Source organism: Desulfomonile tiedjei DSM 6799, assembly GCF_000266945.1.
GTDB lineage: Bacteria > Desulfobacterota > Desulfomonilia > Desulfomonilales > Desulfomonilaceae > Desulfomonile > Desulfomonile tiedjei.
The window spans coordinates 53,111-78,045 of sequence record NC_018025.1 but is presented as its reverse complement, the minus strand read 5'-3'; the positions used below and the strand labels follow the sequence as shown (position 1 = coordinate 78,045).

Annotated in this window: 20 protein-coding genes; 12 read left to right on the top strand and 8 right to left on the bottom strand. The window is 49.7% G+C overall.

Annotated features, from left to right (window positions below):
• Nucleotides 1-39: 39 nt before the first annotated feature.
• On the bottom strand, nt 40-441 hold the full coding sequence (locus tag DESTI_RS00330) for an amphi-Trp domain-containing protein (RefSeq protein ID WP_014807973.1): 402 nt from the start codon (nt 439-441) through the stop codon (nt 40-42).
• Between the two features lie 411 nt (nt 442-852).
• Between DESTI_RS00330 and DESTI_RS00325 the strand changes: the two genes are divergently transcribed.
• Both DESTI_RS00325 and DESTI_RS00320 read left to right on the top strand, forming a co-directional pair.
• Complete coding sequence (locus tag DESTI_RS00325; protein WP_157212067.1) at nt 853-1,656, top strand: amidohydrolase family protein; 804 nt, start codon at nt 853-855, stop codon at nt 1,654-1,656.
• Nucleotides 1,657-1,804: 148 nt separating this feature from the next.
• Entirely contained in the window at nt 1,805-2,248 is a 444-nt protein-coding gene (locus tag DESTI_RS00320; RefSeq protein ID WP_014807971.1) for a YgaP family membrane protein, read from the top strand.
• 188 nt (nt 2,249-2,436) lie between these two features.
• Here DESTI_RS00320 and carB read toward each other — a convergent pair whose 3' ends face one another.
• Nucleotides 2,437-5,637 (bottom strand): carbamoyl-phosphate synthase large subunit, encoded by a 3,201-nt coding sequence (gene carB / locus DESTI_RS00315; RefSeq protein ID WP_014807970.1) that lies wholly within the window; start codon nt 5,635-5,637, stop codon nt 2,437-2,439.
• Nucleotides 5,638-6,403: 766 nt separating this feature from the next.
• Entirely contained in the window at nt 6,404-7,990 is a 1,587-nt protein-coding gene (locus DESTI_RS00310) for a class I adenylate-forming enzyme family protein (protein ID WP_014807969.1), read from the bottom strand.
• 724 nt (nt 7,991-8,714) lie between these two features.
• On the opposite strand from DESTI_RS00310, the gene DESTI_RS00300 reads away from it, so the two are divergent.
• Nucleotides 8,715-9,623, top strand: coding sequence for a PLP-dependent cysteine synthase family protein (locus tag DESTI_RS00300; protein ID WP_014807968.1), 909 nt, complete (start codon nt 8,715-8,717; stop codon nt 9,621-9,623).
• Between the two features lie 380 nt (nt 9,624-10,003).
• On the opposite strand, the gene DESTI_RS00295 is transcribed toward DESTI_RS00300, so the two are convergent.
• Nucleotides 10,004-10,420, bottom strand: coding sequence for a hypothetical protein (locus DESTI_RS00295; protein ID WP_014807967.1), 417 nt, complete (start codon nt 10,418-10,420; stop codon nt 10,004-10,006).
• Nucleotides 10,421-10,678: 258 nt separating this feature from the next.
• Here DESTI_RS00295 and gap point away from each other — a divergent pair, with 258 nt between their 5' ends.
• The 4 genes from gap (at nt 10,679) to secG (ending at nt 14,255) form a co-directional block, all read left to right on the top strand.
• Complete coding sequence (gap, locus tag DESTI_RS00290; protein WP_014807966.1) at nt 10,679-11,689, top strand: type I glyceraldehyde-3-phosphate dehydrogenase; 1,011 nt, start codon at nt 10,679-10,681, stop codon at nt 11,687-11,689.
• Between the two features lie 75 nt (nt 11,690-11,764).
• Complete coding sequence (locus DESTI_RS00285) at nt 11,765-12,937, top strand: phosphoglycerate kinase (protein WP_014807965.1); 1,173 nt, start codon at nt 11,765-11,767, stop codon at nt 12,935-12,937.
• Nucleotides 12,938-13,019: 82 nt separating this feature from the next.
• Entirely contained in the window at nt 13,020-13,784 is a 765-nt protein-coding gene (gene tpiA, locus DESTI_RS00280; protein WP_014807964.1) for a triose-phosphate isomerase, read from the top strand.
• A gap of 21 nt (nt 13,785-13,805) precedes the next feature.
• On the top strand, nt 13,806-14,255 hold the full coding sequence (gene secG / locus DESTI_RS00275; protein WP_014807963.1) for a preprotein translocase subunit SecG: 450 nt from the start codon (nt 13,806-13,808) through the stop codon (nt 14,253-14,255).
• A gap of 702 nt (nt 14,256-14,957) precedes the next feature.
• Here the strand turns inward: secG and DESTI_RS00270 are convergent.
• A complete protein-coding gene (locus DESTI_RS00270; protein WP_014807962.1) occupies nt 14,958-15,209 on the bottom strand; it encodes a hypothetical protein in 252 nt (83 codons plus the stop codon).
• Nucleotides 15,210-15,342: 133 nt separating this feature from the next.
• Here DESTI_RS00270 and DESTI_RS00265 point away from each other — a divergent pair, with 133 nt between their 5' ends.
• From DESTI_RS00265 to DESTI_RS28170, 5 genes are all read left to right on the top strand, one after another.
• Nucleotides 15,343-15,567 (top strand): DUF465 domain-containing protein, encoded by a 225-nt coding sequence (locus DESTI_RS00265; protein WP_014807961.1) that lies wholly within the window; start codon nt 15,343-15,345, stop codon nt 15,565-15,567.
• A 116-nt stretch (nt 15,568-15,683) separates the two neighbouring features.
• Nucleotides 15,684-17,390 carry a biosynthetic-type acetolactate synthase large subunit gene (ilvB, locus tag DESTI_RS00260; RefSeq protein ID WP_014807960.1) on the top strand — a complete coding sequence of 569 codons (1,707 nt, stop codon included), beginning with the start codon at nt 15,684-15,686 and terminating at the stop codon, nt 17,388-17,390.
• Nucleotides 17,387-17,902: an acetolactate synthase small subunit gene (gene ilvN / locus DESTI_RS00255; protein ID WP_014807959.1), complete on the top strand. Its 516-nt coding sequence runs from the start codon at nt 17,387-17,389 to the stop codon at nt 17,900-17,902. Before ilvB ends, ilvN begins: the two co-directional genes overlap by 4 nt.
• Complete coding sequence (locus tag DESTI_RS00250) at nt 17,899-18,564, top strand: phosphatidylserine decarboxylase family protein (protein WP_014807958.1); 666 nt, start codon at nt 17,899-17,901, stop codon at nt 18,562-18,564. Before ilvN ends, DESTI_RS00250 begins: the two co-directional genes overlap by 4 nt.
• A 129-nt stretch (nt 18,565-18,693) precedes the next feature.
• On the top strand, nt 18,694-20,139 hold the full coding sequence (locus DESTI_RS28170; RefSeq protein WP_014807957.1) for a sensor histidine kinase: 1,446 nt from the start codon (nt 18,694-18,696) through the stop codon (nt 20,137-20,139).
• Nucleotides 20,140-20,456: 317 nt separating this feature from the next.
• Here DESTI_RS28170 and DESTI_RS28165 read toward each other — a convergent pair whose 3' ends face one another.
• From DESTI_RS28165 to DESTI_RS00230, 3 genes are all read right to left on the bottom strand, one after another.
• Nucleotides 20,457-21,479 carry a PRC-barrel domain-containing protein gene (locus DESTI_RS28165; protein ID WP_157212065.1) on the bottom strand — a complete coding sequence of 341 codons (1,023 nt, stop codon included), beginning with the start codon at nt 21,477-21,479 and terminating at the stop codon, nt 20,457-20,459.
• A 443-nt stretch (nt 21,480-21,922) separates the two neighbouring features.
• Nucleotides 21,923-24,256 (bottom strand): PAS domain S-box protein, encoded by a 2,334-nt coding sequence (locus DESTI_RS00235; protein WP_014807954.1) that lies wholly within the window; start codon nt 24,254-24,256, stop codon nt 21,923-21,925.
• Between the two features lie 42 nt (nt 24,257-24,298).
• On the bottom strand, nt 24,299-24,907 hold the full coding sequence (locus DESTI_RS00230; protein WP_014807953.1) for a GTP-binding protein: 609 nt from the start codon (nt 24,905-24,907) through the stop codon (nt 24,299-24,301).
• Nucleotides 24,908-24,935 lie beyond the last annotated feature (28 nt).

The following is a 24,935-nucleotide window of genomic DNA, read 5'->3' as shown; positions in this document are numbered from 1 at the left end:
TTTAGAGACAGTCTCTAAGGCTCTCCCCCAAATCTCGCGTCATGCTTCAGAGCAGGGTTCCGGTGATTCCGTGCTCCCTTCGGTACGTTGGCATAGGTGAAGATTAGCAATTGAGGTATCGTAGACACCGTGTCCAGCTTCCGGGTACCGACTGTGTTCCCCGGATTCGGTCCGCTTGGAAGAGGAGGACAAGGTGAACTCGGGCATCTCTTTCGTCTTCATATTCGGTTTCCATTTCATCTCAAAGGAAAACTCCTGTTCACCGTTTTCCTCTTCCAGCTCGATTTCTATTTCCACAACCTTTTCGGGTCGGAACGTAAGCGATTTGCTCCCCTGAGCGAGCACCAAATCTCCGGATTTCAAATGTTCCAGGGCACGTTCAAAGTACTCGAGAGCACGCTCGAATTCGACGGTCCCCTTTGCCTCGATTTTGTTCTTCATGAAGATCTCCTTTTCCGCTCAGTAATTCTGCAGGTTCACTCAAATTATCTGATACCGATTCGCTTTTCTTTTCATAATCTGGGAGACTGGAGGTATCCTTTGCTCCGGACGACGCAAGGCTGTCTAATCACTCCGCTCGGGACACTCCAGCCTTCGCTATCTTATGTGCACAACTGCGAAATGGTAGACAACTGCTCGTACATTTATTCTCGTTTCTCTTGATTGCAAGTGGAGATAAGGAAAATGGGCGGAGTATCCACAATTCTCCGTTCGCAGACTATAATGCTTCTTCCGTCGGGTCTTTGTGCACAACTCGAATTCTTTTCAAAAATTGTACGCAGGTTTGACATGCCGATACATGTAGATTCGCATTGCCATATTTTCACCCAGCGCATTGTCCGGGATATGAAAATGAGGCCGAAGCTCGTCCATGAGTTGAAGTTGAATGTCGATCGGGCGTTCGACAGATTGGAACCCCGAGTTCTTCATGAGTATGCAGAAGAGCATGATATTGACTTGTGCCTGCTACTCCCCACTGCCAGGTCTGACAAGGTGATAGAGGAAAACAGACGATTTATAGGTTTCACTCGAAAGTATTCCCGTTTGCGCACCCTTGCGACATTGCATCCCCTGATGTCGAACGCTGAGGAGGAGATCCGTTTTGTTTTGGATTCGGGTGTACCCGGTTTCAAATTTTCCAGTTTTTCTCAGAAATTCGATATTTGTTCTCCGGAATTTGCATTCCTGTTGGAAAAAGTGGAACGGATCGGCAACATCTGCAAAACGTCGCCTGTCCTGGTGTTTGACACGTTCGATAAAGGAGTCGAATTTTTCGGAGCTGACCCGGAACATATTACTTCACCGAAAAAGCTGTCCATTCTGGTACAGTCCCATCCGGGACTCCGTTTCTTGGCTGCACATATGGGCGGTCTCATGCATGATTTCGATCGAATGCGTCGTGACCTGGCTCCGGCTTCGAACTTGTTTCTCGATACATCCAATGCTGCGCATACATTGACTGAGGATCAGTTCACCGAATTATTGAGATCTTTCGGAGCCCATCATGTGCTCTTCGGAACGGATTGGCCCTGGTTCGATGCTACTTCGGAACGGGTAAGAATCGGTGGGCTCATGCGGAAAGCAGACTACTCGCAAGATGAACAAGATTCGGTACTTGGGGGAAACGCTCTGAGACTGTTCGGTTTTGAATTATAGATGCATGCTGCTGTTATTACGTCCACTATTGAGATGGAGTTGATTCGGGATTGGAACAGTACGATCTCGCGGCTTGTCTGTAATACATAATAATTGCCTAGAATTTTTCCCAATTGCTGCAATTGAAAAGACGAAAGGAGAATTGTTCATGTTGCGAGAATTGATACCTGCCACCAACGAACGAGTTCCCCTGCACACGAATGATGAGGTAAACGAGCAGATCAGACTGAAGACACTCCAGGATATCGACAAGTACAAGCTTCACACGGAAGGTATCGATGCTCGACTCGAGGAGCTCGATCACGAATGGGATACGGAACGATTCCTCGAGGCAAATGCTTCAACGATTGTTCTGATAAGCACCATATTGGCTGCGTCGCACAGTATGTACTGGTTGACTCTCACGGGAATGATCGGATTCTTTCTCCTCCAGCATGCTCTCCAGGGATGGTGTCCACCACTGCCGCTAATCAGAAGATTTGGATACAGGACCGCAGATGAAATCAACAAAGAAAGAACGGCCCTGAAATTCATTCGAGGGGATTATGCCGCTTATTGTACCGATCCGGAAACTGTTAAGAATTTGGTATAGTACAACATGCAGATAAAAGCGAGGAAATTGACGAAGATCTTCTTGCGGAGGTTCTCCGATAATCTCTTAATCTGAATGTGACATAAGTTTACATTGGCATGGTACTGTGTGCTTATAGAGGTGTTCTCATTGAGAGAGCACCTCATAATTGTTGGATCATCGTATTCCAACCGTTGGGACCGGCATTTTTATTTGATTTCTTCATGATAGCGCTGAATGGATTTTACGTCAGCTTTTGTCCGGTTTATCGCTCGTATTCCTCGAGCAGCCGCGAATGCCGCAGCTATCGTCGTAATATGAGGTATCTTGTTTCTGATAGCTGCTTTGCGGATATATGAATCGTCATCTTTGCTGATTTTACCGTCCGGTGTGTTGATCACGAGATGAATCTCTTTATTGGTAATGTGATCTACGATATGGGGACGGCCTTCATGCAGCTTGAGGGCGCATTCAGATTGGGCGCCGTGTTCCTGAAGATACTGGTGAGTACCGGCGGTAGCCTTAATCTTAAATCCTAATTCCGTGAATTGTCGTACCACTTCGAGAAGAGCCGGTCGCTCATTCTCCGTTACGGACACGAGAACCACACCCCGGGAAGGAAGGGGAACTTGGGTAGCTTCTTGCGCCTTGTAGAAAGCAAGTCCGAAGGAATCGGCAAGACCGAGCACCTCTCCTGTCGATCGCATTTCAGGCCCTAGCACCGGGTCGACTTCAGGAAACATGTTGAACGGAAAAACGGCTTCTTTCACACCGTAATGGCTGATCAACTTGCGAGTCGTGGAAAATTGCCCGAGTTTCTTGCCAAGCATGAGTTGTGTAGCAATCCGTGCCATGGGAATATTGCACACTTTAGAAACGAGCGGCACAGTACGAGAGGCTCTTGGATTCGCTTCCAGGATATACACGGTATCGTTTGCTATCGCGTACTGAATGTTCATCAAACCCACCACACCCAATTCCATTGCAATCTTCCGCGTGTACTCGTAAATCGTCTCAAGGTGTTTGGGTGGGATACTGATCGGCGGAATCACGCACGCGGAATCACCCGAATGGATACCAGCCAGCTCTATGTGTTCCATTACTGCCGGGACGAATGCGTCTACTCCGTCGGCCACAGCGTCCGCTTCTGCCTCAATAGCTTTTTCGAGGAATTTGTCTATGAGAATGGGCCTTTCTCGTGAAACCTCCTCAGCGGCATCCATGTATCGGGTCAGGGTTGTCTCGTCATGAATGACCTGCATTGCGCGGCCGCCCAGGACGTACGACGGTCTCACCATCAAGGGATAGCCAATGCTTTTTGCTACTGCCAGAGCTTCATCGAGACTTCCTGCCATGCCTGATTCCGGCTGCGGTATACTCAGTTTCCGCATCATATTTCGAAAACGGTCTCTGTCTTCAGCAAGATCGATGATGTCCGGGGATGTCCCGATGATTCGGACTCCGGCTTCAGCCAATTCACTCGCGATATTCAAGGGAGTCTGTCCGCCGAATTGCACAATGACTCCCTCGGGTTTTTCTTTTCTGTAAATGCTGAGGACGTCTTCCACAGTCAGCGGTTCGAAATAGAGCTTATCGGACGTATCGTAATCTGTGGACACGGTCTCGGGATTGCAGTTGACCATAATGGACTCGTAACCTGCATCCCTGATGGCGAATGCCGCATGAACACAACAATAGTCGAATTCTATTCCTTGTCCTATTCGGTTGGGACCTCCTCCCAAAACCATGATTTTAGGTCTTGAACTCGATTCAACTCTGTCCGGCGCATTGTACGTAGAGTAGTAGTACGCAGCGTTTTCAACGCCACTCACCGGCACAGGCTCCCATCCTTCTACGATACCGAGAGCTTCACGTTTGGTCCTCACCTCTTTTTCCGAGGTTTCAAGGAGTTTAGCCAGATAACGGTCGGAGAAGCCGTCCTTCTTGGCCCGTTCCAGAAGTGCATCAGGAATGTCCTTTCCTTTGAACCGAAGAATCTGTTCTTCAAGGTCCACCAGGTCTTTCATTTGTTGTATGAACCAGGACTTGATATGGGTTTTCTTGTGCAGGATCTCTACATCCGCTCCTTTTCGCAAAGCTTCGTACATGATGAACTGTCGTTCACTCGAAGGTTCGTTTAACAGGGCCATAAGCTCACCAAGCGATTTTTCATGAAAATCTTTGACAAATCCGAATCCATATCGACCGGTCTCAAGAGACCGAATAGCTTTATGGAAAGCTTCTTTGTAGGTTTTGCCAATGCTCATTACCTCCCCTACAGCACGCATTTGCGTTCCCAGCTTGTCTACAGCACCGGAGAATTTTTCAAAGGCCCATCGTGCGAACTTCACCACGACATAATCACCTGAAGGGGTGTACTTGTCTAAAGTGCCGTCTCTCCAGTACGGGATTTCATCCAGGGTCAGGCCACCCGCGAGCATTGCGGAAATCAGAGCTATTGGAAAACCGGTCGCTTTCGAAGCCAGTGCGGAAGAACGCGATGTTCGTGGGTTGATTTCGATGACAACGACCCGGCCCGTTTTGGGATCGTGAGCGAACTGAATATTCGTTCCACCGATTACCTGGATTGCTTCAACAATGTCGTACGAGTGCTTCTGGAGCCGCTCTTGTAAGCTAGAATCGATGGTGAGCATGGGAGCGGTACAGAAGGAATCTCCAGTGTGCACACCCATGGCATCCACATTCTCGATAAAGCAGACGGTAATCATCTGGTTTTTGGCATCACGGACGACTTCCAGCTCCAATTCTTCCCACCCCAACACCGATTCTTCTACCAAAATTTGCCCAACGAGGCTGGCAGCGATGCCGCGGCTCGCCACAATGCGCAACTCGTCTACATTGTAAACCAGGCCGCCTCCTGTTCCGCCCATGGTGTATGCCGGCCTGATTACCACAGGGTAACCCAGCTCATCAGCTATTCTTTCTGCTTCCTCCACGCTGAATGCCGGGTCGCTCCGGGGCATCTCAATTCCGAGGCGATTCATAGTCTCTTTGAAAGCGATTCGGTCCTCTCCGCGTTCTATGGCATCAGCCTGAACTCCAATGATCTTTACTCCGTATTTCTCCAAAACGCCTGTGCGATATAATTCCGAAGAGAGATTCAAGCCCGATTGTCCTCCTAAGTTGGGAAGCAGCGCGTCAGGTCTTTCCAGTTCGATAATCTTGGTCATGGTCTGGAGGTTTAGCGGTTCGATATACGTAATGTCTGCCATTCCCGGATCAGTCATAATCGTAGCCGGATTCGAATTCACGAGTATTATCTCGTATCCCAATGAGCGAAGCGCTTTGCATGCCTGGGTTCCCGAGTAATCGAACTCGCATGCTTGGCCGATTACGATCGGCCCTGAGCCTATAATCATAACTTTCTTGATGTCGCTGCGTTTTGGCATGGGCGTGTCCTTATAGTACAAGTGAAAAACAGGTTTAGCCGTTAATTAATACTAAACACACGGAGGACTCGCAAGCCTAAAATCGGAATGATCAGCCACCCTGATACCGATTCGCTTTTCTTTTTATAATCTGGCAGGCTGGAGGTATCCTTCGCTCCGGGCGACGCAAGGCCGTCTAATCACTCCGCTCAGAACACCTCAGCCTGCGCCATCTTATATCAGTTGCCAAAATTAGTGACCGAGTGAAGATTAGGAAGATTGGTAGGTGCCGTGCCTCCGTGCCGGCACATCTTATAGCGGTTATCGAAAGTCTTGACGGAATCCAATGCCTGCAATGAGAAGAATCAGTAGCGCCGGCGTCCCTGCCGGCGAGAACTTATTGATTTGTTTGGTGAATTGTTCGCCGGCACGGAGGCCGGCGCTACCAATTGCTGGGAACTGCTCTTCACAATCCGTGATTACTTTCGAGAATCGGTATAAATATGATCAATGATATCGATAGAATGGACCGGCAGGGACGCCGGTCCCTACCAATATCCTGTAATTCAAACGAGGGATAAACGACAGAATTTTTGGCACTGACTACATATGCATAATTGCGAAATGGTATGAGTTGGTGCACAGGCGGCACGCGAGGCACGCTCGCGTAATCGCAGAGGGCCCGGCGTGACCGCCGAGCCCGGAATGGATTGGCCTTCCCGAAGAACAGGAAATCAGCCCGTGTACTGAGGTTGAGAGTCCTGAGTTGGGAACGATAAAATCTCTTTTACTTGGACAGCGGATCCGCTTTGAAGCTGGATTCAACGCCTGAATATTGCTTTCTCAACCTTGGCTTTTCTATTTTGCCGGTAGGATTACGGGGGATAATCCCAAAGATAATCTCTCTGGGTCTCTTGAATCGCGGCAAGCCCTGGCAATAGGCTAAGACTTCTTCTTTCGTCAGTTCGTGGCCGCTCTTAACCTGTATCACCGCTGCTGTGACTTCGCCCAGGCGTGTATCCGGCATTCCGATTACCGCAACATCCTGGATTTTGGGGTGAGCCTGGAGAAAATCTTCTATTTCGACCGGGTAGATGTTCTCTCCACCGGTAATGATGATGTCTTTCTTGCGATCAACGAGCCAAATAAACCCATCTTCATCTTGCCTTGCCATGTCGCCTGTCAAGAGCCAGCCATCCTTCAGGACACTTTCGCTTGCCTCGGGATTCCGGTAGTATTCTTTCATTACTCCGGGTCCTTTGATAGCCAGCTCGCCAATTTGACCGGGAGCAACGAGCTTTTGCTGGTCGTCAAGAATCCGCGTCTCGTAGTCCAGTCCTGGTATGCCAATAGCTCCCACCTTGTGAAGGTTTTCCATTCCGAGGTGAACACATCCCGGTCCCGTGCATTCGGTCAGACCGTAATTGGTATCGTACTGGTGATGCGGAAAAACCCGTTTCCAGTCACGTATGAGACTTGGAGGCACGGGCTGTGCACCTATGTGCATGAGCCGCCATCGCTCCAAATTGTAGTCTGAAAGACGTATTTCTCCATTTTCCAGGGCTGTGAGAATGTCCAGTGCCCAGGGGACCAGCAGCCAGACTATGGTCACGTCTTCTTCCGAAATTGCCTCGAGAATCCATCGAGGCTTAACGCCCTTGAGAATGACTGCTTTCGCTCCTACAACAAAGTTGCCGAACCAGTGCATTTTTGCACCGGTGTGATAAAGAGGAGGGATACAAAGAAAATTGTCTGCATGAATCTGGTGATGATGACAATTCTCGACATAACACGAAGACTCGAGATTCCTGTGTGTGAGAAGTGTTGCTTTTGGAGTGCCTGTTGTTCCTGATGTAAAGTATAAAGCGGCACAATCCAAGATCGATATGGGAATATTCGGATCGTTGGCACTTTCGCTCGACAGCAAGGAAGAGTAGGGTTCCGCATACGGTGGCCGTACTTCTTCCGGTCCGACGAAAATAAAGGTTTTGACTGTTTTCAGTTCATCTTTTATGGCGTTGACGCGATCGATGAACTCTTCGCCGAAAACGAAAACCTTCGCTTCTGCGAGTTGTGTACAGCGTTTTATCGTAGCGTGATCGAACCTGAAATTCAGAGGAACCGCCCAAGCACCGGTCCGCAGGATCCCGAAATACACAGGCAGCCAATCGATGCAGTTCATCATCAGTTGGACTACTCGGTCCCCTTTTTCTATGCCCTTTTTCAAGAGAACATGTGCGGTTCTGTTTGCCTGAGCGTCGAAATCGGTCCAGGTGATTTCGGTTCGCCTGTTCTTGGCTGGTTCACGCTCGATAAGCGCTGTTTCCGATCCATACATCCGAGAGTTTCGGGCCAGCATTTCCATAATCAACATATGACTTTTAACTTCCTCACAAAAATTCTTTTAAGCTCAAGTGCGCTGTACCGCGCGGTTCGAATCGGAGGATTGTAGCACGGGGAGCATGACGTACAGAACAATTCTTCAGGACCGAGTAGATCGTTATACCTTTTCTCGGTTATGCACATAATACAAATGTGCGTTCAAAGAAGTAACGTCTAGCAAATCCGGGACCGGCAAATAACAGGTTTCTCAATATTCCTTACTATGAAAGATTTGGAATAAGATAGCGAAGGCTGGGGGGTCCTGAGCGGAGTGATTAGACGGCTTTGCGTCGTCCGGAGCGAAGGATACCTCCAGCCTGCCAAATTATAAAAAGAAAAGCGAATCGGTATTAGATTTCAATCGGATCTCTTGGAACCGAGGGCCAAATCAATTATTCTGCTTTTAAGGCAACAGTTTCTATCATGCCGAAAGTAATAACCGCGTAATTCTTCCATCGCGGAGTTTCTGATAAAATTCGCTGTGTGTGTCGCCCCGGATCTGTTGCAGCGCAGATTTTGACAGAGATGAACCAAAAGGAGCTCGATAAGATAAGAGGGGAAGTACCTATCGGTCGATTCGGCTGCGTCGGATCATGGGAGTCTGGAAACATCGATCTCGGCTTGTCGAACAGGCCTTCAGTGCAGAAAACTTCTTGTGGTTTTTCGACCAACATGGTAAAAAATAAGATTGTTTTAACGATCAGAGGCAAACGAACATGTCAATTCTCGATCTCATTGGAAACACGCCGCTGGTTAGGATTGGAAATCCTAATGGTTCGGGCGGGGTCCGCATTCTCGGAAAACTTGAAGGTAACAATCCCGGCGGTTCCGTAAAGGACCGTATCGCATATTATATGATCGCGAAGGCCGAGGAAAACGGCTCTTTAACCAAGGACAAAATCATTCTCGAGCCCACATCCGGAAATACCGGAATCGGCCTGTCCATGGTAGCAGCGTGTAAAGGATATCGCTGTCTGCTCACTCTCCCGGAATGTGTCAGCCTCGAGAGAAGAAACACACTGCGGGCATATGGAGCTGAACTTGAAATTACGCCTCCCAGTGAAGCAACCGACGGAGCGATCAGACGGGCACATAGGATTTACGAAGAAGATCCCGAAAAATATTTCTTCCCCAACCAATTTGAGAATGAATTTAACGCGGAAGCTCACTATATGACTACCGGTTTGGAAATCATTCGACAGACCGGTGGCGAGGTGGATGCTTTTGTTGCCGGTATGGGCACCACCGGCACGCTCATGGGGATATCGAGAAGGCTGAAAGAGCACAATCCTCGCATTCAGATTGTAGGAGTGGAGCCTGAAGAAGGACATACGATTCAGGGCTTGAAGAACATGTCTGAAGCAATCGTACCGAAAATTTACGATCCCAAGAGACTGGACCGTATCCTTCGTGTGAACGATCAGCAAGCGTATGATACTGCGCGATGGCTTGCGTTGAATCAGGGAATCTTCGTGGGAATGAGTTCAGGTGCTGCCGTCTACGGTGCAATGCAAATTTCAAAGGAATACTCCAGCGGCACGGTGGTGTGCTTGCTTCCGGATCGGGGGGATCGTTACCTGAGCACCACTCTGTTTAAATCTATCTGTGCCAAATGCCCACCCTAAATCGAAGAATGAAATTTGGGGAACCTTTCTGCAAAAAAGGTTCTCCAATCCAAAAAACTCCTAACGCTCGTCAAATTAGCATTTCTTTGAAATAGCTCGGCGAAACACATCCTGCCAAAAGGGTTTCTCCGGCTGTCGTCGAATTTTACCATTTCGCAGTCATTACACATAAGATAGGCAAAGCTGGTGTGTCCTGATCGGAGTGATTAGACGGCTTTGCGTCGTTCGGATCGAAGGATGTCCCCAGTCTCCCAGATTATGAAAAGAAAAGCGAACCGGTATTAGTAACGACAGGAGAATCGAACGAGGGAATCAGAAAGCGAATGCTCCGGATCATTTGCATAAGTGGCAAGTCTCATCTTAAATGAATAAACTGATGTTTAGAAAAATTCGTAGCAGTCGCCGACAGGGACTTTGTTTTGATCGTAGTAGAAAACTTTGGAGTTGTTTTGATCCGGGAGGGAGAATTTCACATTGTTCCTCGTTCCGGAGTTCAGACTGGAGGCGCTGCCCAACAGTTGGAATGCAACCAGACGGCCCCGTTCGTATACGGGTTGAGCATCGACAACGGTACCGTTGACTGTCCAAACCGGACGGGGAATGAAAAATGTGTAGACCGGGAATTGTCCCATAACCTGCAGAGTAGGGTTGATTGTGCCGCCGACACTGCGACAGACCTTTATGCTCGTGATTTTCCATTGCCCTGTACCGGTAGTTTGGGCTTCGGACGGAGAGAGATTATTCACTATTGCAATGCAAACAAGGAGGGCAGTTAATAGAAATGTAGATCGTAACATAATGAAAACCCTTCCGGAGTTGCATCCGGCCTGGAACCGACTTTCGGGTGGGTTATCGTCGCGCCGCCCGAAAGCGGTCAAAAAACACGTACTATATACCTAAAATTGTTAAAGAACACAAGGAAAGAATGTTCTTGCCGGATTCAAACACGATTTAAGTTATGTAAGGTATTATGGTTACTCGATTTCAAGATTGACGCAGTGGTGGTCATCAACTAAAAAGAAAGTAGATGAGTATTTCACGTACGGAGAAACAATATGGCAATCAGAATAGCAATCAATGGGTTTGGACGCATCGGGCGAACTGTTATGAGAAGCGCACTGGTACACCCCGAAATAGAGGTCGTGGCCGTTAATGACAGAATGGACCCGGATCTCATGGCTTTCCTGCTGAAATATGATTCGGTTCACGGCCAATTTCCGGGGGAGGTCACACCCTCCGCGGACGTGATCAATGTGAGCGGAAAAGAAGTCCGGGCACTTCGCATAACCGACGATTTGCTGAATTTGCCCTGGCGTGACCTCAAGGTCGATGTTGTGATGGAATGTACTGGCATTTTCAGGGACCGTGAAAAAGCCGGTAAGCATATAGAAGCAGGCGCAAAGAAAGTCATCGTTTCCGCTCCCGGTAAGAAAGTCGATGCAACTTTCGTAATTGGAGTGAACGAAGAGACATATGATCCGACAAAACATCATGTGGTGTCGAATGCATCGTGCACAACGAATTGTCTTGCGCCCATTGCGAAAGTCCTGTTTGACGAATTCGGTATTGAGAAAGGTGTAATGACGACGGTCCATTCGTACACTATGGATCAAAGTTTACTGGACACCGTTCACAAGGATTATCGAAGAGCGCGTGCTGCTGCCATCAACATGATTCCCACCACAACCGGAGCGGCCTCCGCCATAGGACAGGTAATCCCTGAGTTGGCAGGAAAACTGGACGGGCTCGCGATCCGCGTAACCACTCCGAATGTGTCTTTGGTTGATTTTACTGCCTTGGTCAAGAAGGGGACCACCCCCGATGAAGTGAACGCGGCTATGAAACGTGCTTCTGAAGGTCGTATGAAAGGCATCCTGGAGTATGTCGACAAACCGCTTGTGAGTGTCGATTTCATCAACAATACACATTCGTCCATGTTCGATTCTCTCTCCACTTTCGTTGTTGGTGACAACATGGTGAAAGTACTCTCATGGTATGACAATGAATCCGGTTATTCAGCCAGAATGGTGGATCTTGCAGTACTGATGGGCGAAAAGCTGTCCTAAGAAATTGTGAATGAACGTAATCTCGAGATGTCGCGAGCAAGTGGATAATCATATCCTGATGATAGGGGGTACAACGTGATTAAAAGTATCAAAGATTTGGATCTAAAAGGGAAGCGAGTGTTCTTTCGATTCGACTTTAATGTCCCCCTGGACCAATCGGGAGCTATCAAGGACGATACGCGGATACGAAGAGCTCTGCCGACGATCGAGTACGCCATGGAGCACGGGGCAAAATGCATTTTCACTTCTCATCTGGGCCGTCCGAAGGGGGAGAGAAAAGCAGAAATGAGCCTTGCACCCGTTGCCGGCCGGCTCCAAGAATTGCTCGGGACTGCCGTCGGCTTTGCTGATGATTGCATCGGTGCTCAGGCAGAGACAGCCGTGGCTAACCTTAAGGACGGCGATGCGGTTCTCCTGGAAAACCTGCGTTTCCATCCCGGTGAGACAAAGAATGACCCGGATTTTGCTTCACAGTTGGCGTCCCTCGCGGACGTGTACGTGAACGATGCCTTCGGGACCGCTCACAGGGCCCATGCTTCCACGGTAGGTGTGCCGGATCTGCTCAAAGAAAAGGCTGCCGGATTCCTCATGAAAGAGGAATTGGAAAATCTCGAAAAAGCGCTGAAGAATCCTCAAAAGCCGGTGGTGGCGTTATTCGGCGGCGCAAAGGTCTCCGACAAGACAGAGCTGTTGAAAAATCTTGTAAACCGTATGGATACTATTTTGATTGGCGGTGGGATGGCGAACACTTTTCTGAAGGCGCAGGGCTCGGATGTGGGCGCGTCAAAAACGGAAGAGGAGATGGTGAATACTGCCGCGGAGATTCTCCGGGATAAGAAATGTACGATTCTGCTGCCGGTGGATGTGGTTGTTGCGGACCGAATGGAAGATGGAGCAAGCACCAGGACCGTGACATCGGATTTCATCCCTTCCGGTCAGATGGCGCTCGATATAGGACCCAAAACCGTTCAGGACTTCAGTGATGAAATCAGCCGCGCAGGAACCATCGTGTGGAACGGGCCCATGGGGGTGTTCGAGATAGACGCGTTCAAGAACGGCACCATGAAGATCGCAGAAGCAGTTGCATCTGCCTCGGCGTTTTCTCTAATAGGTGGTGGTGATACCATTCGGGCCATTCAACAGGCGGGAGTGGCCGATAAAATCTCGTATATCTCTACGGGCGGCGGTGCATTCATGGAATTCATGGAGGGCAAGATCTTGCCTGGAGTGGCTGCTCTGGAGCAGTGAAAAAGTTTTGTCCCGCTGCTCTCGATGGAGCCCGGGAGCGTTCTTATAATGAGAAATGGCGGACGAGGAAGGATATTCTGACATGGCCAATCGCACATCGATTATTGCGGGAAATTGGAAGATGCATAAGACTTCTTCCGAAACTCGCAGCTTCCTTGAGGCATTGAAATCAGCTATCGCAGATTTTGAACCGAATTGTGAGATCGTAGTCGCCCCTCCATTCACCTCGATTGCAACTGCAGTAGCGGAAACAGATGGAACGCGCATCCGGGTAGCTGCGCAGAATCTTCACTGGGAAGATAGAGGTGCATTTACCGGTGAAGTCAGCGGACCGATGGTGAAGGAGATCGGTTGTTCTCATGTTATAATCGGGCATTCCGAGCGTCGTCAGTACTTCGGAGAAACGGACGAGTCCGTGAATCGAAAGATACAGGCTGCAATGCGTAGCGGTCTCGTTCCCATTTTTTGTCTGGGAGAAACCCTCGAGGAAAGGGAGGCTGGAAAAACCTTTGACGTAGTAAAACGCCAACTTATTGAAGGAATCGGAAAAATAGAATCCCCAGATCCCGACCGTTTTGTGATAGCATATGAACCCGTTTGGGCCATCGGTACCGGAAAGACCGCGACTCCCCAGCAGGCGCAAGAGGTCCATGAGTTTCTCAGGACTGAATCGGCCAAGATATTGGGACAGGATTTCAGCGATCGGACCAGGATTCTGTATGGTGGCAGCGTAAAACCTGATAATACCCGTAGTCTCCTGAACCAGCCAGACATAGACGGCGGGCTGGTGGGTGGAGCATCCCTGACAGTTCAGGATTTTTTGGGTATTATCAAGGAAGCAATTTAGATCCGGAAAGGTACATGCGTAATGTTGACTATGTTCATTCTCATCGTGCACGTGGTTGTGTGCATAGCGCTCATCATGATCATACTTCTGCAATCGGGTAAGGGTGCAGATATCGGAGCTACATTCGGCGGCGGTTCGAGTCAGACGGTTTTCGGCAGCTCCGGCGCAGGGACGTTTCTGAGCAAAATTACTATCGGTGCAGCAGTTGTGTTTATGGTGACATCGATTTTCCTCACCTATTTTTCCGGTAAAGCTACCTTGATCCAGGAACGATCGATTGTTAGCGAAGAATCCGGTGCACCTTCTGCCGTACCGCCTACGGGCACTCCTGAGACTCCTGGCAGTGGAGCCCCCCCGACACAATCGGAAGCACCGCAGTCGGCACCTCCTGCCATGCCGCAAGCTCCTTCCGGAGGCTCTCCTGCACCTGCATCACCTCAGCCGTCCGGCGAAACGCCACCTGCAAAATAGATGTTTTCTCTTTTATTACGAGAAGATACGGCCCCAATGTTCCACGTGAAACATTGGGGCCGTCCCTGTATCAAGCGCAGGGAGATGGTGTTTTCATTTGTCTTTCCATGGAATTTCTTCAGAATCCTGCACCCATAATTGCTCAAAATTCTGACGTTTATCTCGCGCTCGAATATAAAGATATTGTACCATTTCGCAGTTGTGCACATAAGATAGCGAAGGCTGGGGTGTCCTGAGCGGAGTGATTAGACGGCTCGGCGTCGTCCGGAGCGAGGGATACCTCCAGCCTCCCATATTATGAGAAGAAAAGCGAATCGGTATTAGTGGGACCGGCGTCTCTGCCGGTCCATTCTATTGATATCATGTAGCATTTTGAACATATGCCGGCACGGAGGCCGGCACCCACCAATATTCTTAATCCTCAATCGGACATTAATTTTGACGATTCGCCGTTGTCCACAGCTTGATACCCGTAGCTACTATCGGGCTGCCTCTTCCAGGACGTGCCCGCTCATTACTGAAAGGTTGTCGAATCCTGTGCATTTTGCCTGCGCTTCAGCGATTTTTCCCCCGTGGCAATTGAAGATAGCAATTGTTACCAGAGTACCGTTTTGTGTTGCCTGTGCCTTGAGGCGTAAGGTTTGCTCCCGACGTATCGTTGATAATAGTTGAGTGTCAGCTCAACAATTGCGCCCTTCGGAATCAGTTTCCTCGTTCGACCAGGCCTGACACCCAAAGAGGATGAAGATACGTCCCAACATGGCTTTTAGCAAACGCTACATCCGGCATCAGAACCACAGGGTTGTAATCCCTTGCTAATACTGCGAGTGTCAGTGCATCGTTCTTCGATGCCGGTCCGAAGACGCATTCGAGACTCGTTCCATTCTCTCCCAAAAATCTGACCCTTGCCTCATTCACATTTGAACTCCGCACTTCATCAATATTACCGGTCATAGCAGACCCCTCAGATAAAGGCAATTACACGGCAAAGGCTGGTGTTATTAAGGTGTTTCAGTCAGTTGACAAATTGTTTCCGGACCGCTAAAAACAAGTTGTAAATATGCAAGCAAAACAAAAAGGGCTTCCTATGGAAAAAAGAGACCTTGAACTGATTCAGGAGTGGAAGGAAAGAGATCCCGAATTGAAGAAGTTGTGGCAGGAGCATCTCGAATTCGAGGAACAACTGGAAGCGTTCAACAAAAGGGTTTATCTCACGGCCGGTGAGGAATTGGAACGGAAGACCTTGCAGAAGAAGAAGCTCAAAGGCAGAGACGAAATCGAACGGATTCTGAGCAGGATCAGACAACAGTAAGGAAACCGGAACACGACGACAGTATTGTCAGGTAACTGTGACTGCCTCATCCGGCCCTCAAAACACTTTTTGGTCACAGTCCCCCAGTAATTCGTCCGGCCTTGGTAAGTGAACTTATGTCCGAATTAAATGGCGCACAGATTCTCCTTCGCTCGTTGGTAGAGGAAGGAGTCGACACTATCTTCGGATATCCCGGAGGAGCCGTTATCGACATCTTCGATGCGATGGCCCGAGAATTCTCCGAGGATTTCAAATTCATACTCACTCGTCACGAACAGGCTGCGGTTCACGCTGCCGACGGCTATGCCAGGGCAACGGGAAAACCCGGTATATGTATCGTCACATCGGGACCCGGGGGCACTAACACTGTGACGGGACTTGCAACCGCGTGCATGGACTCCATTCCGGTTATCGTTTTTACCGGACAGGTTCCCACTCCCCTTATCGGTAATGACGCGTTTCAGGAAGCCGATATTGTGGGCATAACCAGGCCCTGTACGAAGCACAACTACCTCGTTAGCAGGTTGGAAGATCTCGCCCAGACCATAAAAGAAGCCTTTGTCATTGCAAGTACCGGCCGCCCCGGCCCCGTTCTGGTCGACCTCCCAAAAGATATCGTCCAGGCAAAGACAGAGTTTGAATATCCCAAAACTGTCTCCCTGCCGACGTACAAACCGACAATTAAGCCTTACATTCCTTCGATAAAACGTGCCGCGGCCATGCTGGCAGAGGCCAAGAAACCTGTCATCTACGCGGGTGGCGGCGTCATAACAGCGGAAGCACACCGGGAACTTACAGAATTGGCAGAGATGATGGGATTTCCCGTTACTATGACGCTCATGGGATTGGGTTGCTTTCCCGGAACTCATCCTCTATCCCTCGGCATGCTTGGGATGCACGGAACGTATCGTGCAAACATGGCTGTCAGCAATTCTGACTTGCTGCTCGCAGTTGGAGCCAGATTTGACGATCGAGTCACGGGCAAAATAGAAGAGTTTGCACCACAAGCAAAAATTATCCATATCGACATAGATCCGACCTCGATCCAGAAGAATCTCGCAGTCGATGTTCCCATTGTAGCGGATGCAAAGAATGCGCTTGCCAAACTGATCGAAGTGCTCAAAAAGAAAGGTTATTCCAAAAACGATAGGCGCGACACATTGAAGGAATGGCACGTTCAGCTCACTGCCTGGAGAAACGAGCAGAGATTGCGCTTCGATCGTACCACCGAGACCATTAAGCCGCAGTACGTAGTGGAAAAGCTTTACGAACTCACTGCGGACCGGGCCATAATCACCACTGAAGTTGGACAGAATCAGATGTGGGCGGCTCAGTATTATCTTTTCGATCGACCCCGGACGTTCCTCACCTCAGGAGGCCTCGGCACCATGGGCTATGGCTTCCCCGCGGCAATCGGCGCTCAGGTGGCATTTCCGGACAAAATCGTCATCGATATAGCCGGTGACGGCTCGATCCAGATGAACATCCAAGAGCTTGCAACTGTGGCTCAGTACCATTTGCCCGTGAAGATTGCCATACTCAACAACGGCTATCTGGGAATGGTTCGTCAGTGGCAGGAACGCTTCTACGACAATGTCTATGCACATACCGATATTATGGTAGCCCCTGATTTCGTGAAACTTGCTGAAGCATACGGTGCGGTAGGTCTTCGGGCGACGACGACCTCGGAAGTTGAACCAACCATTAGAAAGGCCCTCGAGATCGATGGGCCTGTAATAATCGATTTCGTGGTGGAACGCGAAGAAGGCGTGTACCCCATGGTACCCGCCGGAGCGTCTCTGACCAACATGATACTCATATGAACGACGACAGACACGTTATTTCGGTCCTGGTGGAAAACAAGCCCGGCGTGCTCGCTCGCGTTGCGGGTATGTTTTCAGGTCGAGCTTTCAACATTCATTCTCTGACGGTTGCTCCAACCTTCGATAGCAACTATTCCCGCATGACTATCGTCACACACGGTAGCGAACAGATAATCGAGCAAATCGTCAAGCAACTCCGAAAACTGATCAATGTGGTCAAAGTGCAGGATTTGACTGCCGGAGATTACGTGGACAGGGAGTTGATTCTTGTGCGCGTAAAGGCAACTGCCTCAAGCCGTGGAGACATTCTCAGAATAGCCGATATCTTCAGAGGCAAAGTCGTGGATGTCAGCCATGAGACGTTGACTGTTGAGGCTTCCGGTACTCAAAGCAAGATCGATGCATTCCTGGAATTGCTCGCTCCCGCCGGCATCACCGAGCTGATTCGTACGGGAACGGTCGCTATTCCAAGGGCCAAGAAGACGCTCAAGGCCGCGAGTGCTGCCGAATGATCAACAAGGCCGGACATTATGAACCCATCGCACGGGAAGGATTCGTATTCTTTGTTCCCTTTCTCGTGATTTCATTCTTATGCTGGCTCCTCGATTATCCATTCACATCATTTGTGTTCCTGCTGGTATCCGTTGTTGTTGCTGCCTTCTTCAGAAATCCCGATCGCGTTCCTCCTTTAGGCGCTGGGCTGGTCTTATCCCCCGCGGATGGAACCGTCGCAGAAGTAGTCGAACACGCGCAGTCGGAAAATCTTCCCGGAGTGCCTCTGAAGCGCATAAGTGTATTCATGTCTGTGCTGAATGTACATGTGAACCGATGGCCGATTTCCGGGATTGTTCAGTCGATCCGTCATGTTCCGGGCCGGTTTCTCGATGCACGAGAACCCGCTGCATCTGACGTTAACGAGCACAATGCAATAGTCCTGACCGGTGAAGGAGTTACGATCGCAGTAGTTCAAATTGCCGGCATCTTGGCAAGACGTATCGCCTGCTGGGTGAAAGAAGGAGACATGGTCTGCCGAGGAGACAGATTTGGACTCATACGGTTCGGCTCTCGCCTGGATATTTACCTTCCCCAGGAATTCGATTTCCAGGTTTACCCTGGCGACCGCGTCAGAGCAGGAGAAAGCATTATCGCCAGAAGGAACAAATCCAACCGATAATCTCGTACAAGAGCCTCACGGTAAGCCGCAAAGGCAATCATCAGCAAATTCTCCGATTGCTATTTGTTTGATATTCTGTTGTATTCAATGCACTCGATGTACTATTGCGTTCAGATTCCGAGGAGGTCAATGCGCTGGGGAATTCTCGTCAATCTCGCGATCATACTGTTCGTCAGCGGCGTACTGCTCTTCATCGCGTTTTGCGCCTCATTGGAACGAGCAGCAGTAGATTCCCGAGTCTATCAGGCCGCTGTCCTCTTTGAAGCTCTTCAGAAGCAGATTCTTTCAGATCGCGGGAAAGACCGCATGTGGGAACGTGTGAGAGATCTGTGTCGCGAACAGATGGGTTTCGGTCTTTTGTTGTACGATGCTCACGGCACACTGATCGGCGGCTGCGGTCTCGACACAAACACTGACAAACCGGATCAGACAAAAACAGGAAAAACGGTAAGAGCAGAGAAATGGCCGACAGGTCTGTTTCATGGAATGGTGGTGACTGTAGATTCAACCGGAGATTTCCCTGAAGGAATCAGGACCGCTCGTGGAATCATGCATATTCCCGCATCCGTTTTTGCCCCTGCCTGGAAATTTTTTGGAGCTTATCTCGTTCTGACGCAAGGAGCCCTCTTTTTCCTCGGGTACCTTCTCTTTCATCGTACCGTCATCGGGCCGCTTGCCGATGCAGCGGACTTGGCCAGGAAAGCTGCCGGCTTCATCGATCTACCTTCTGATTCCTATCCCGCAGGCCGCGGAGACGACATTCAGAAAATCGCATCTCGGCTCAGAGTGATCATAGCGAAAATACTCGACGATCGGCAAAAAATGGAAGCTCTCATAGTTCAATTGAGCACCGCCAACAAAGACCTTGAAAAGGCCCAACAGGGACTGGTTCGTTCCGAAAAGCTCGCAGGCGTAGGTCGATTGGCGGCAGGTCTGGCGCACGAAATCGGCAACCCGCTCCAGATTCTCATGGGATACACGGAGCTCCTTGAAAGAAATGCACATGTGGAGTCTCGCGCCGAAATACTTACGCGCATGAGCGCGGAACTCAAACGAATCAATGAAATACTCCGGCACCTTCTGGAATTCGCACGGCCGATACGGAAACAGATCGAAATCTGTAATATCAATGAACTGGTCAAAAGCTGCAGTGCGCTGATCCTGGGGCGAAAAGGTTTTCGAAATATCACGTTCCAGATCGATCTGGCTGAAGAACTTCCCTTGCTCGAGACTGAACCGGAAAAATTACGACAGACGCTTGTGAATCTCCTCTTCAATGCAGCCGATGCCATTGGGGACTCTGGCGGCACAATTTCTCTACGCACCAGTGCGACTCCGGATCGGGTCCTCATCGAGGTGGAGGATTCTGGCTGTGGAATACCGGAATCGGATCTCAGCAAGATATTCGATCCCTTCTTCACGACCAAAGAGCCTGGAAAAGGAACCGGACTCGGCCTTGCCGTCTGTTTGGCCCTTGTGGAATCGCTTGACGGGTCGATTCAGATCAGCTCCGTTGTGGGCACAGGAACTACAGTGCTCGTCTCGTTACCGATTCGAGAACCATCAGTCATTTGATGGGCATTAGAGCGATTGCTAAAACTTCTTTTATCCCACGCTCCAATACAAGATATTGGTGGGGATCGGCCTCCCTGCCGGACCATTTTGTCGACATCATTGATCATATTGAAGATGTGCCGGCACGGAGGCCGGCACCCACCAACACTCCTATCCTCAATCAGTCATTGATTTTCGCAACTGTTTATATGAAGCTCTTAAGATCGGACTTCGAAAAAAAATTGAGGTCCGCTCTTCCACGGGCGGACCTCAGCAAGTTGCATCCAGGACGCTCCCGTGCGTCCGCGGCAACTCGCTATTCGTTCGGGACTCAGCTCTTACGGGCCGGTCGTACCAGCAAAATGCTGGTCTATCTTATTTTGGAAATCGCGTTGTGCGAAGTTCATATAATCGGTGCTGCTAAAAGTTGGAGCTTGATCCAATGTCGCCTTTGCGATGTTTAGCACCAGATTGTCTCTGGTATCCATTTGGACTTCACCTGCAGAAGCGACCTTATTCCACGGGACAGGAGTCAGCTTGTCACCGATCCCCAACAGACCGCCGTGGCTAATGATCATGTAACTGATCTTCCCGTCTTTATCCAGGATAAAATCGTGTACCTCTCCAAGCTTCTCATCGTTCTTGTTCACAACATCCCTACCGATTAACTTGGATACGCGCATGGGCATCTCGGCCTTCGATACGTGAGGCATTGAGGATACATCTTTTTGCATCTCACGATCCATTGTGCCACCAGGTCTGTCTGCCGGACTTTGGGCGCCCGGAGCAGTCATCTTGCCTACATCGCTTTGTGCAAGTGCCTGCCCCGAAACGAATGCAACAAGAACAAACGACAGTATCATCATAAGGATGTTAATCTTCTTCATTGTAATCTCCATGAGTCTCTTTTTAACAGCACGCCGCTTCGACGCGCATGGGAGAAATAGGGAACCGGGCCCGAACGGCTCTGCTTTCACCGGGTCAATCATCTCCCCGTACACATTTGCCGCTTTTGTTCGTGCCCGTGTTCGATCTTGAGGCGGGAATCCGTACCAATTGCCTGTTTCGATTCCATACTCAAGTTTCATCCCGGGGAGGGACGAAATGCCATTCATATCTGTACGGTCCAAAGACCGATTCTCAAGTCGGCTCTCCACCACCGGCAGCCTCAAGCCCGAGCCAAAGCTTCGGGCAAAATACGTCGTCTCTGCTACTAAGGCGATTCTTCTGATGCAGTCATGTCTACGAAAAAATGCGCGAAAATCTCCTGAAGAGACATCCGGGCGTTCTTCACCATCGTAGCATTGGCATTCAGCATCGGCCAATGCAGCATGAGTCAGCAGAATTTTATTCACATCCACGAAGTGGCTCTTGCAAGGAACCATCACTTTCCGGGCTTCCTCTCTGATACGTGTACAAATCTTCCTCCGACGACGACATCGTGACCAATCAGGACCTCGACAATTGTCATCGGCCTCAGCCCGTTGCGTGATAAGCATTCAATTTCACACCCTAAACAAGTCAACGCAACTGAAGTTCAACTGTGCAAGGCTCATGCCAAGAAAGGACACGTTTCATGACGGTTCATGACACTTGACCAAGACACCGCATTCTCGCCGTTTTCCAATTTTAGCGACAACAAATGCTCTCTGTCGCGTATCGGTTTTATGGTCCGAGACTGGGCAAAAAACACCAACAAAACACGAGTACCTCATTTTCTGAGATTTCTTGACAAGTTATATAGGAAAAGAAACACCCTTACGGCAGGAAGAGAGGTGAGTTTTTGCCCTTGTTTAAAAACCTTTTACTCGGATTGCAACAGCGGGATGTCTTGACTGAGGCTGTCCTTGCGTTCGTCTCTCTTGCGAGCAGCCTCTATAAGAAGGAATACACCGGGTTTGGTGATACTTTTGTGATCCGGGTCACGCCACGGCAAGCTGGAAAAGCTTCCACCTTTGAATAACAGGCAGTGGTAGAGTGCCTCTTCCCCTTCCATGGCACCGGTCACGGCATGGACTATCTCGCCTTTATGGACAAAGATAAGCCCTTTCTCCCCTTCTCTGGACTGGATAGACACAAGCATCTCCCGGCCGTTGAGAAGAAGAAGCTGCATGTACTCGAGTATGTCGATTCCTCCGATACGACCGGAGAAATCTTCTTGTGACTGAATTCGCCCTATTTCTTCCTGGACCATTTCCACCAGATGCGGGACTTTAACCGGTTTCTGAAGTATTCGATCGACTTCCGGGTGCATTTGCACCTCATCTTCATCAAGCTGGCGCGCCCATCCGGTGAGCATAATGAAAGGAGGTTTTTGTCTCTCGTTTTCTTTGCAGTATTTGGCCACACTCTTGGCCACTTCCCAACCGCTTATCTCAGACATGGCCAGGTCGCAAACGACAGCATCAATTGGCGTTTGAGCAAACAACTTCAGTCCCTGCTGGCCTGAATAAGCCGGAACCAGTGAATGACCGAGCACTCTCAAGCCCCGCTCAAAGACTCTAACGATTCTCTCGTCATCATCGATGAAGAGTATTCTGAGTCCTTTGTTCAGGGGATCCCTGCTTTCGGTCTTTTTCAGCAGGGGATTCACGTACGGGAACCGAATGAGAAACAGGCTGCCTCTGGGTCTGACCCGTTTTACGCCCATGGTCCCATTGTGCGATCTCAGTATTCCACAACTGAAAGGCAAACCCATGCCGGCATGAGCCTCTTTCGAGGTCCAGAAAGCGGTTGTAATGTGTTTCATATTTTCCGGAGGAATCCCGATTCCGCTGTCCTGAACGCTCAGAACCGCGAGTCGGTCCTTCACGTACGTCTTGGTCCTGATCGTACCCCCTCTGGGCATCGCTTCAACGGCATTCTTGAGAAGGTTGAGAGCGACCCATGCTACCTGGTCCTGGACCCCCAGTATGTGGCATCCCGGAGCCAGTTCAACTTCATGTTTGATGTGGATTTTCCTACGGTCCAGCAATGTCTTGGACCAGAGCTTACACATTTCTACGGCTTCTTCCACCGCTTCCGAAAGGTCGAAGATCTCGTGTTTCTGCGAACTGTCCGATTTCCGTCGGGCGAATTGCTGCATCCATCTCACTGCTTCGGTTGCAGACCGAACACCCTCCATGATTTGCTCGAGATTACCTTTCACCGCTTCGGAGTCTTTCAGATCCAGGTTTGTCAGCGCCATGTTCACGTTACCGGAAACAACCTGCAGCAGGTTGCTGAACGTGTGGCCCACTCCTGTAGAAATCTGACCCAACACTTTAAGCCGCTCGGAACCAATGATGAGCTCTTCAGCCCGCTTCTGGTCGGATATGTCCAGCAGGAACCCATGCGCCCCCGAAATGTGATTATCTCCATCACGAATAGGAACAACATGGACCTGGGTATGGACCTGCCTGTCCGATTTGGCTTTGTACTGGAACTCACCTACGCCGGATTCGCCCGATTCGAGACAATGGACTATGGCTTCGGATATACCCGCCTCCACCAGAGGGAGAAGCGAAAACAAGTCCATCGCGTCTTCAATATCGAGATGAGATGCTCCGAGTATGCTCAGGACTGCAGGATTGAATTCGGTGATTTCTCCGTTGGTATCGAAAGAAATCATTCCCATGGGAGATCTATCCACGAGCGATCGATATCTCGCTTCACTCTCCCTCAGGGCCTGTTCGACCTGCCTCCGTTCGGTGATGTCAATCCAGGAACCTAGAATTTCGGAAGGTTTCCCCGAGGAGTCCCTGACCAGGTTCAGTTCATCTCTTATCCAGCGAAATTCTTTATTTTTATGTCTGAGCCGGTACTCCTGGACCAGGTGACCGAGACCGAAAAGTTCGCCTCTTGAAGATAACACCCGCTCCTTGTCGTCGGGATGGAGAGCAGCTTCCCAGGCGGAAGGATTCTCTATGAGTTCCTGAGGTGCATATCCAAGTTGGGAGATGATATTGTCGCTGATGAATGTGGGGCCGAAATCTCCGTCAGGATGGCGCGTATAGATGATCACCTGCGGCGCCGGACCGCGAGATTTCAGCAGCTTTCTCTTATCGACGCGTTTTTTGTCTGTTTTTCTCGCATCTCCATTGGAGCGCAATACTACCGTGAGTCCCGAGAGCAGTTCATGAACGCGACTTTCAGCCATGTAAGCTCTCCTGCTTTCGCTCCAAGGTGTCAGCTACGAACGTCATATCAGTTGTTTACCAACGTTTGCAACCGTAAGCATGCAAATGCGCTTAAACGTTTCCTTGACTCCCTGACCGGACACCGCGCTGGCTCCTATCCAGGGCCATTCGCCATTAGGGTTCAGATCCTCTTCCATTTGTTCGATGGGCATTATCCGCGTTCCGTTTTGCGACTCCAGGTCGCGTTTGTTGTACTGAAGCACGACTGAGATCGACGAAGATTTCACATTCAGCAAATCGAGATTTTCTCGAAAGTTTTGAAAGCTCTCGATATTCTGCGCACGACGGATTTCCATGGAATCAGCCACAAAGACGACTCCGTCAACTCCTCTGAGCACGAGCTTGCGCGTATCGTTATAGCGCACTTGACCGGGAACGGTATACACCGAAATCTTTATGTTCAAATTCCGAATCATCCCCAAATCCATGGGCAGAAAATCGAAAAATATCGTACGGTCTCCCGCGGTATTGATCGAAATCAACTCGCCGCGAATCTTGGCTCCAATTGCCTTGTGAATCATAATCAGATTAGTTGTTTTTCCGCCTCTTCCGGGACCGTAGTACACGATTTTGCATTGAATCTCATTGGATTTGGCGCGGATAATGGCCATAGAGACTTATCCCTGCTCACTTCCACCG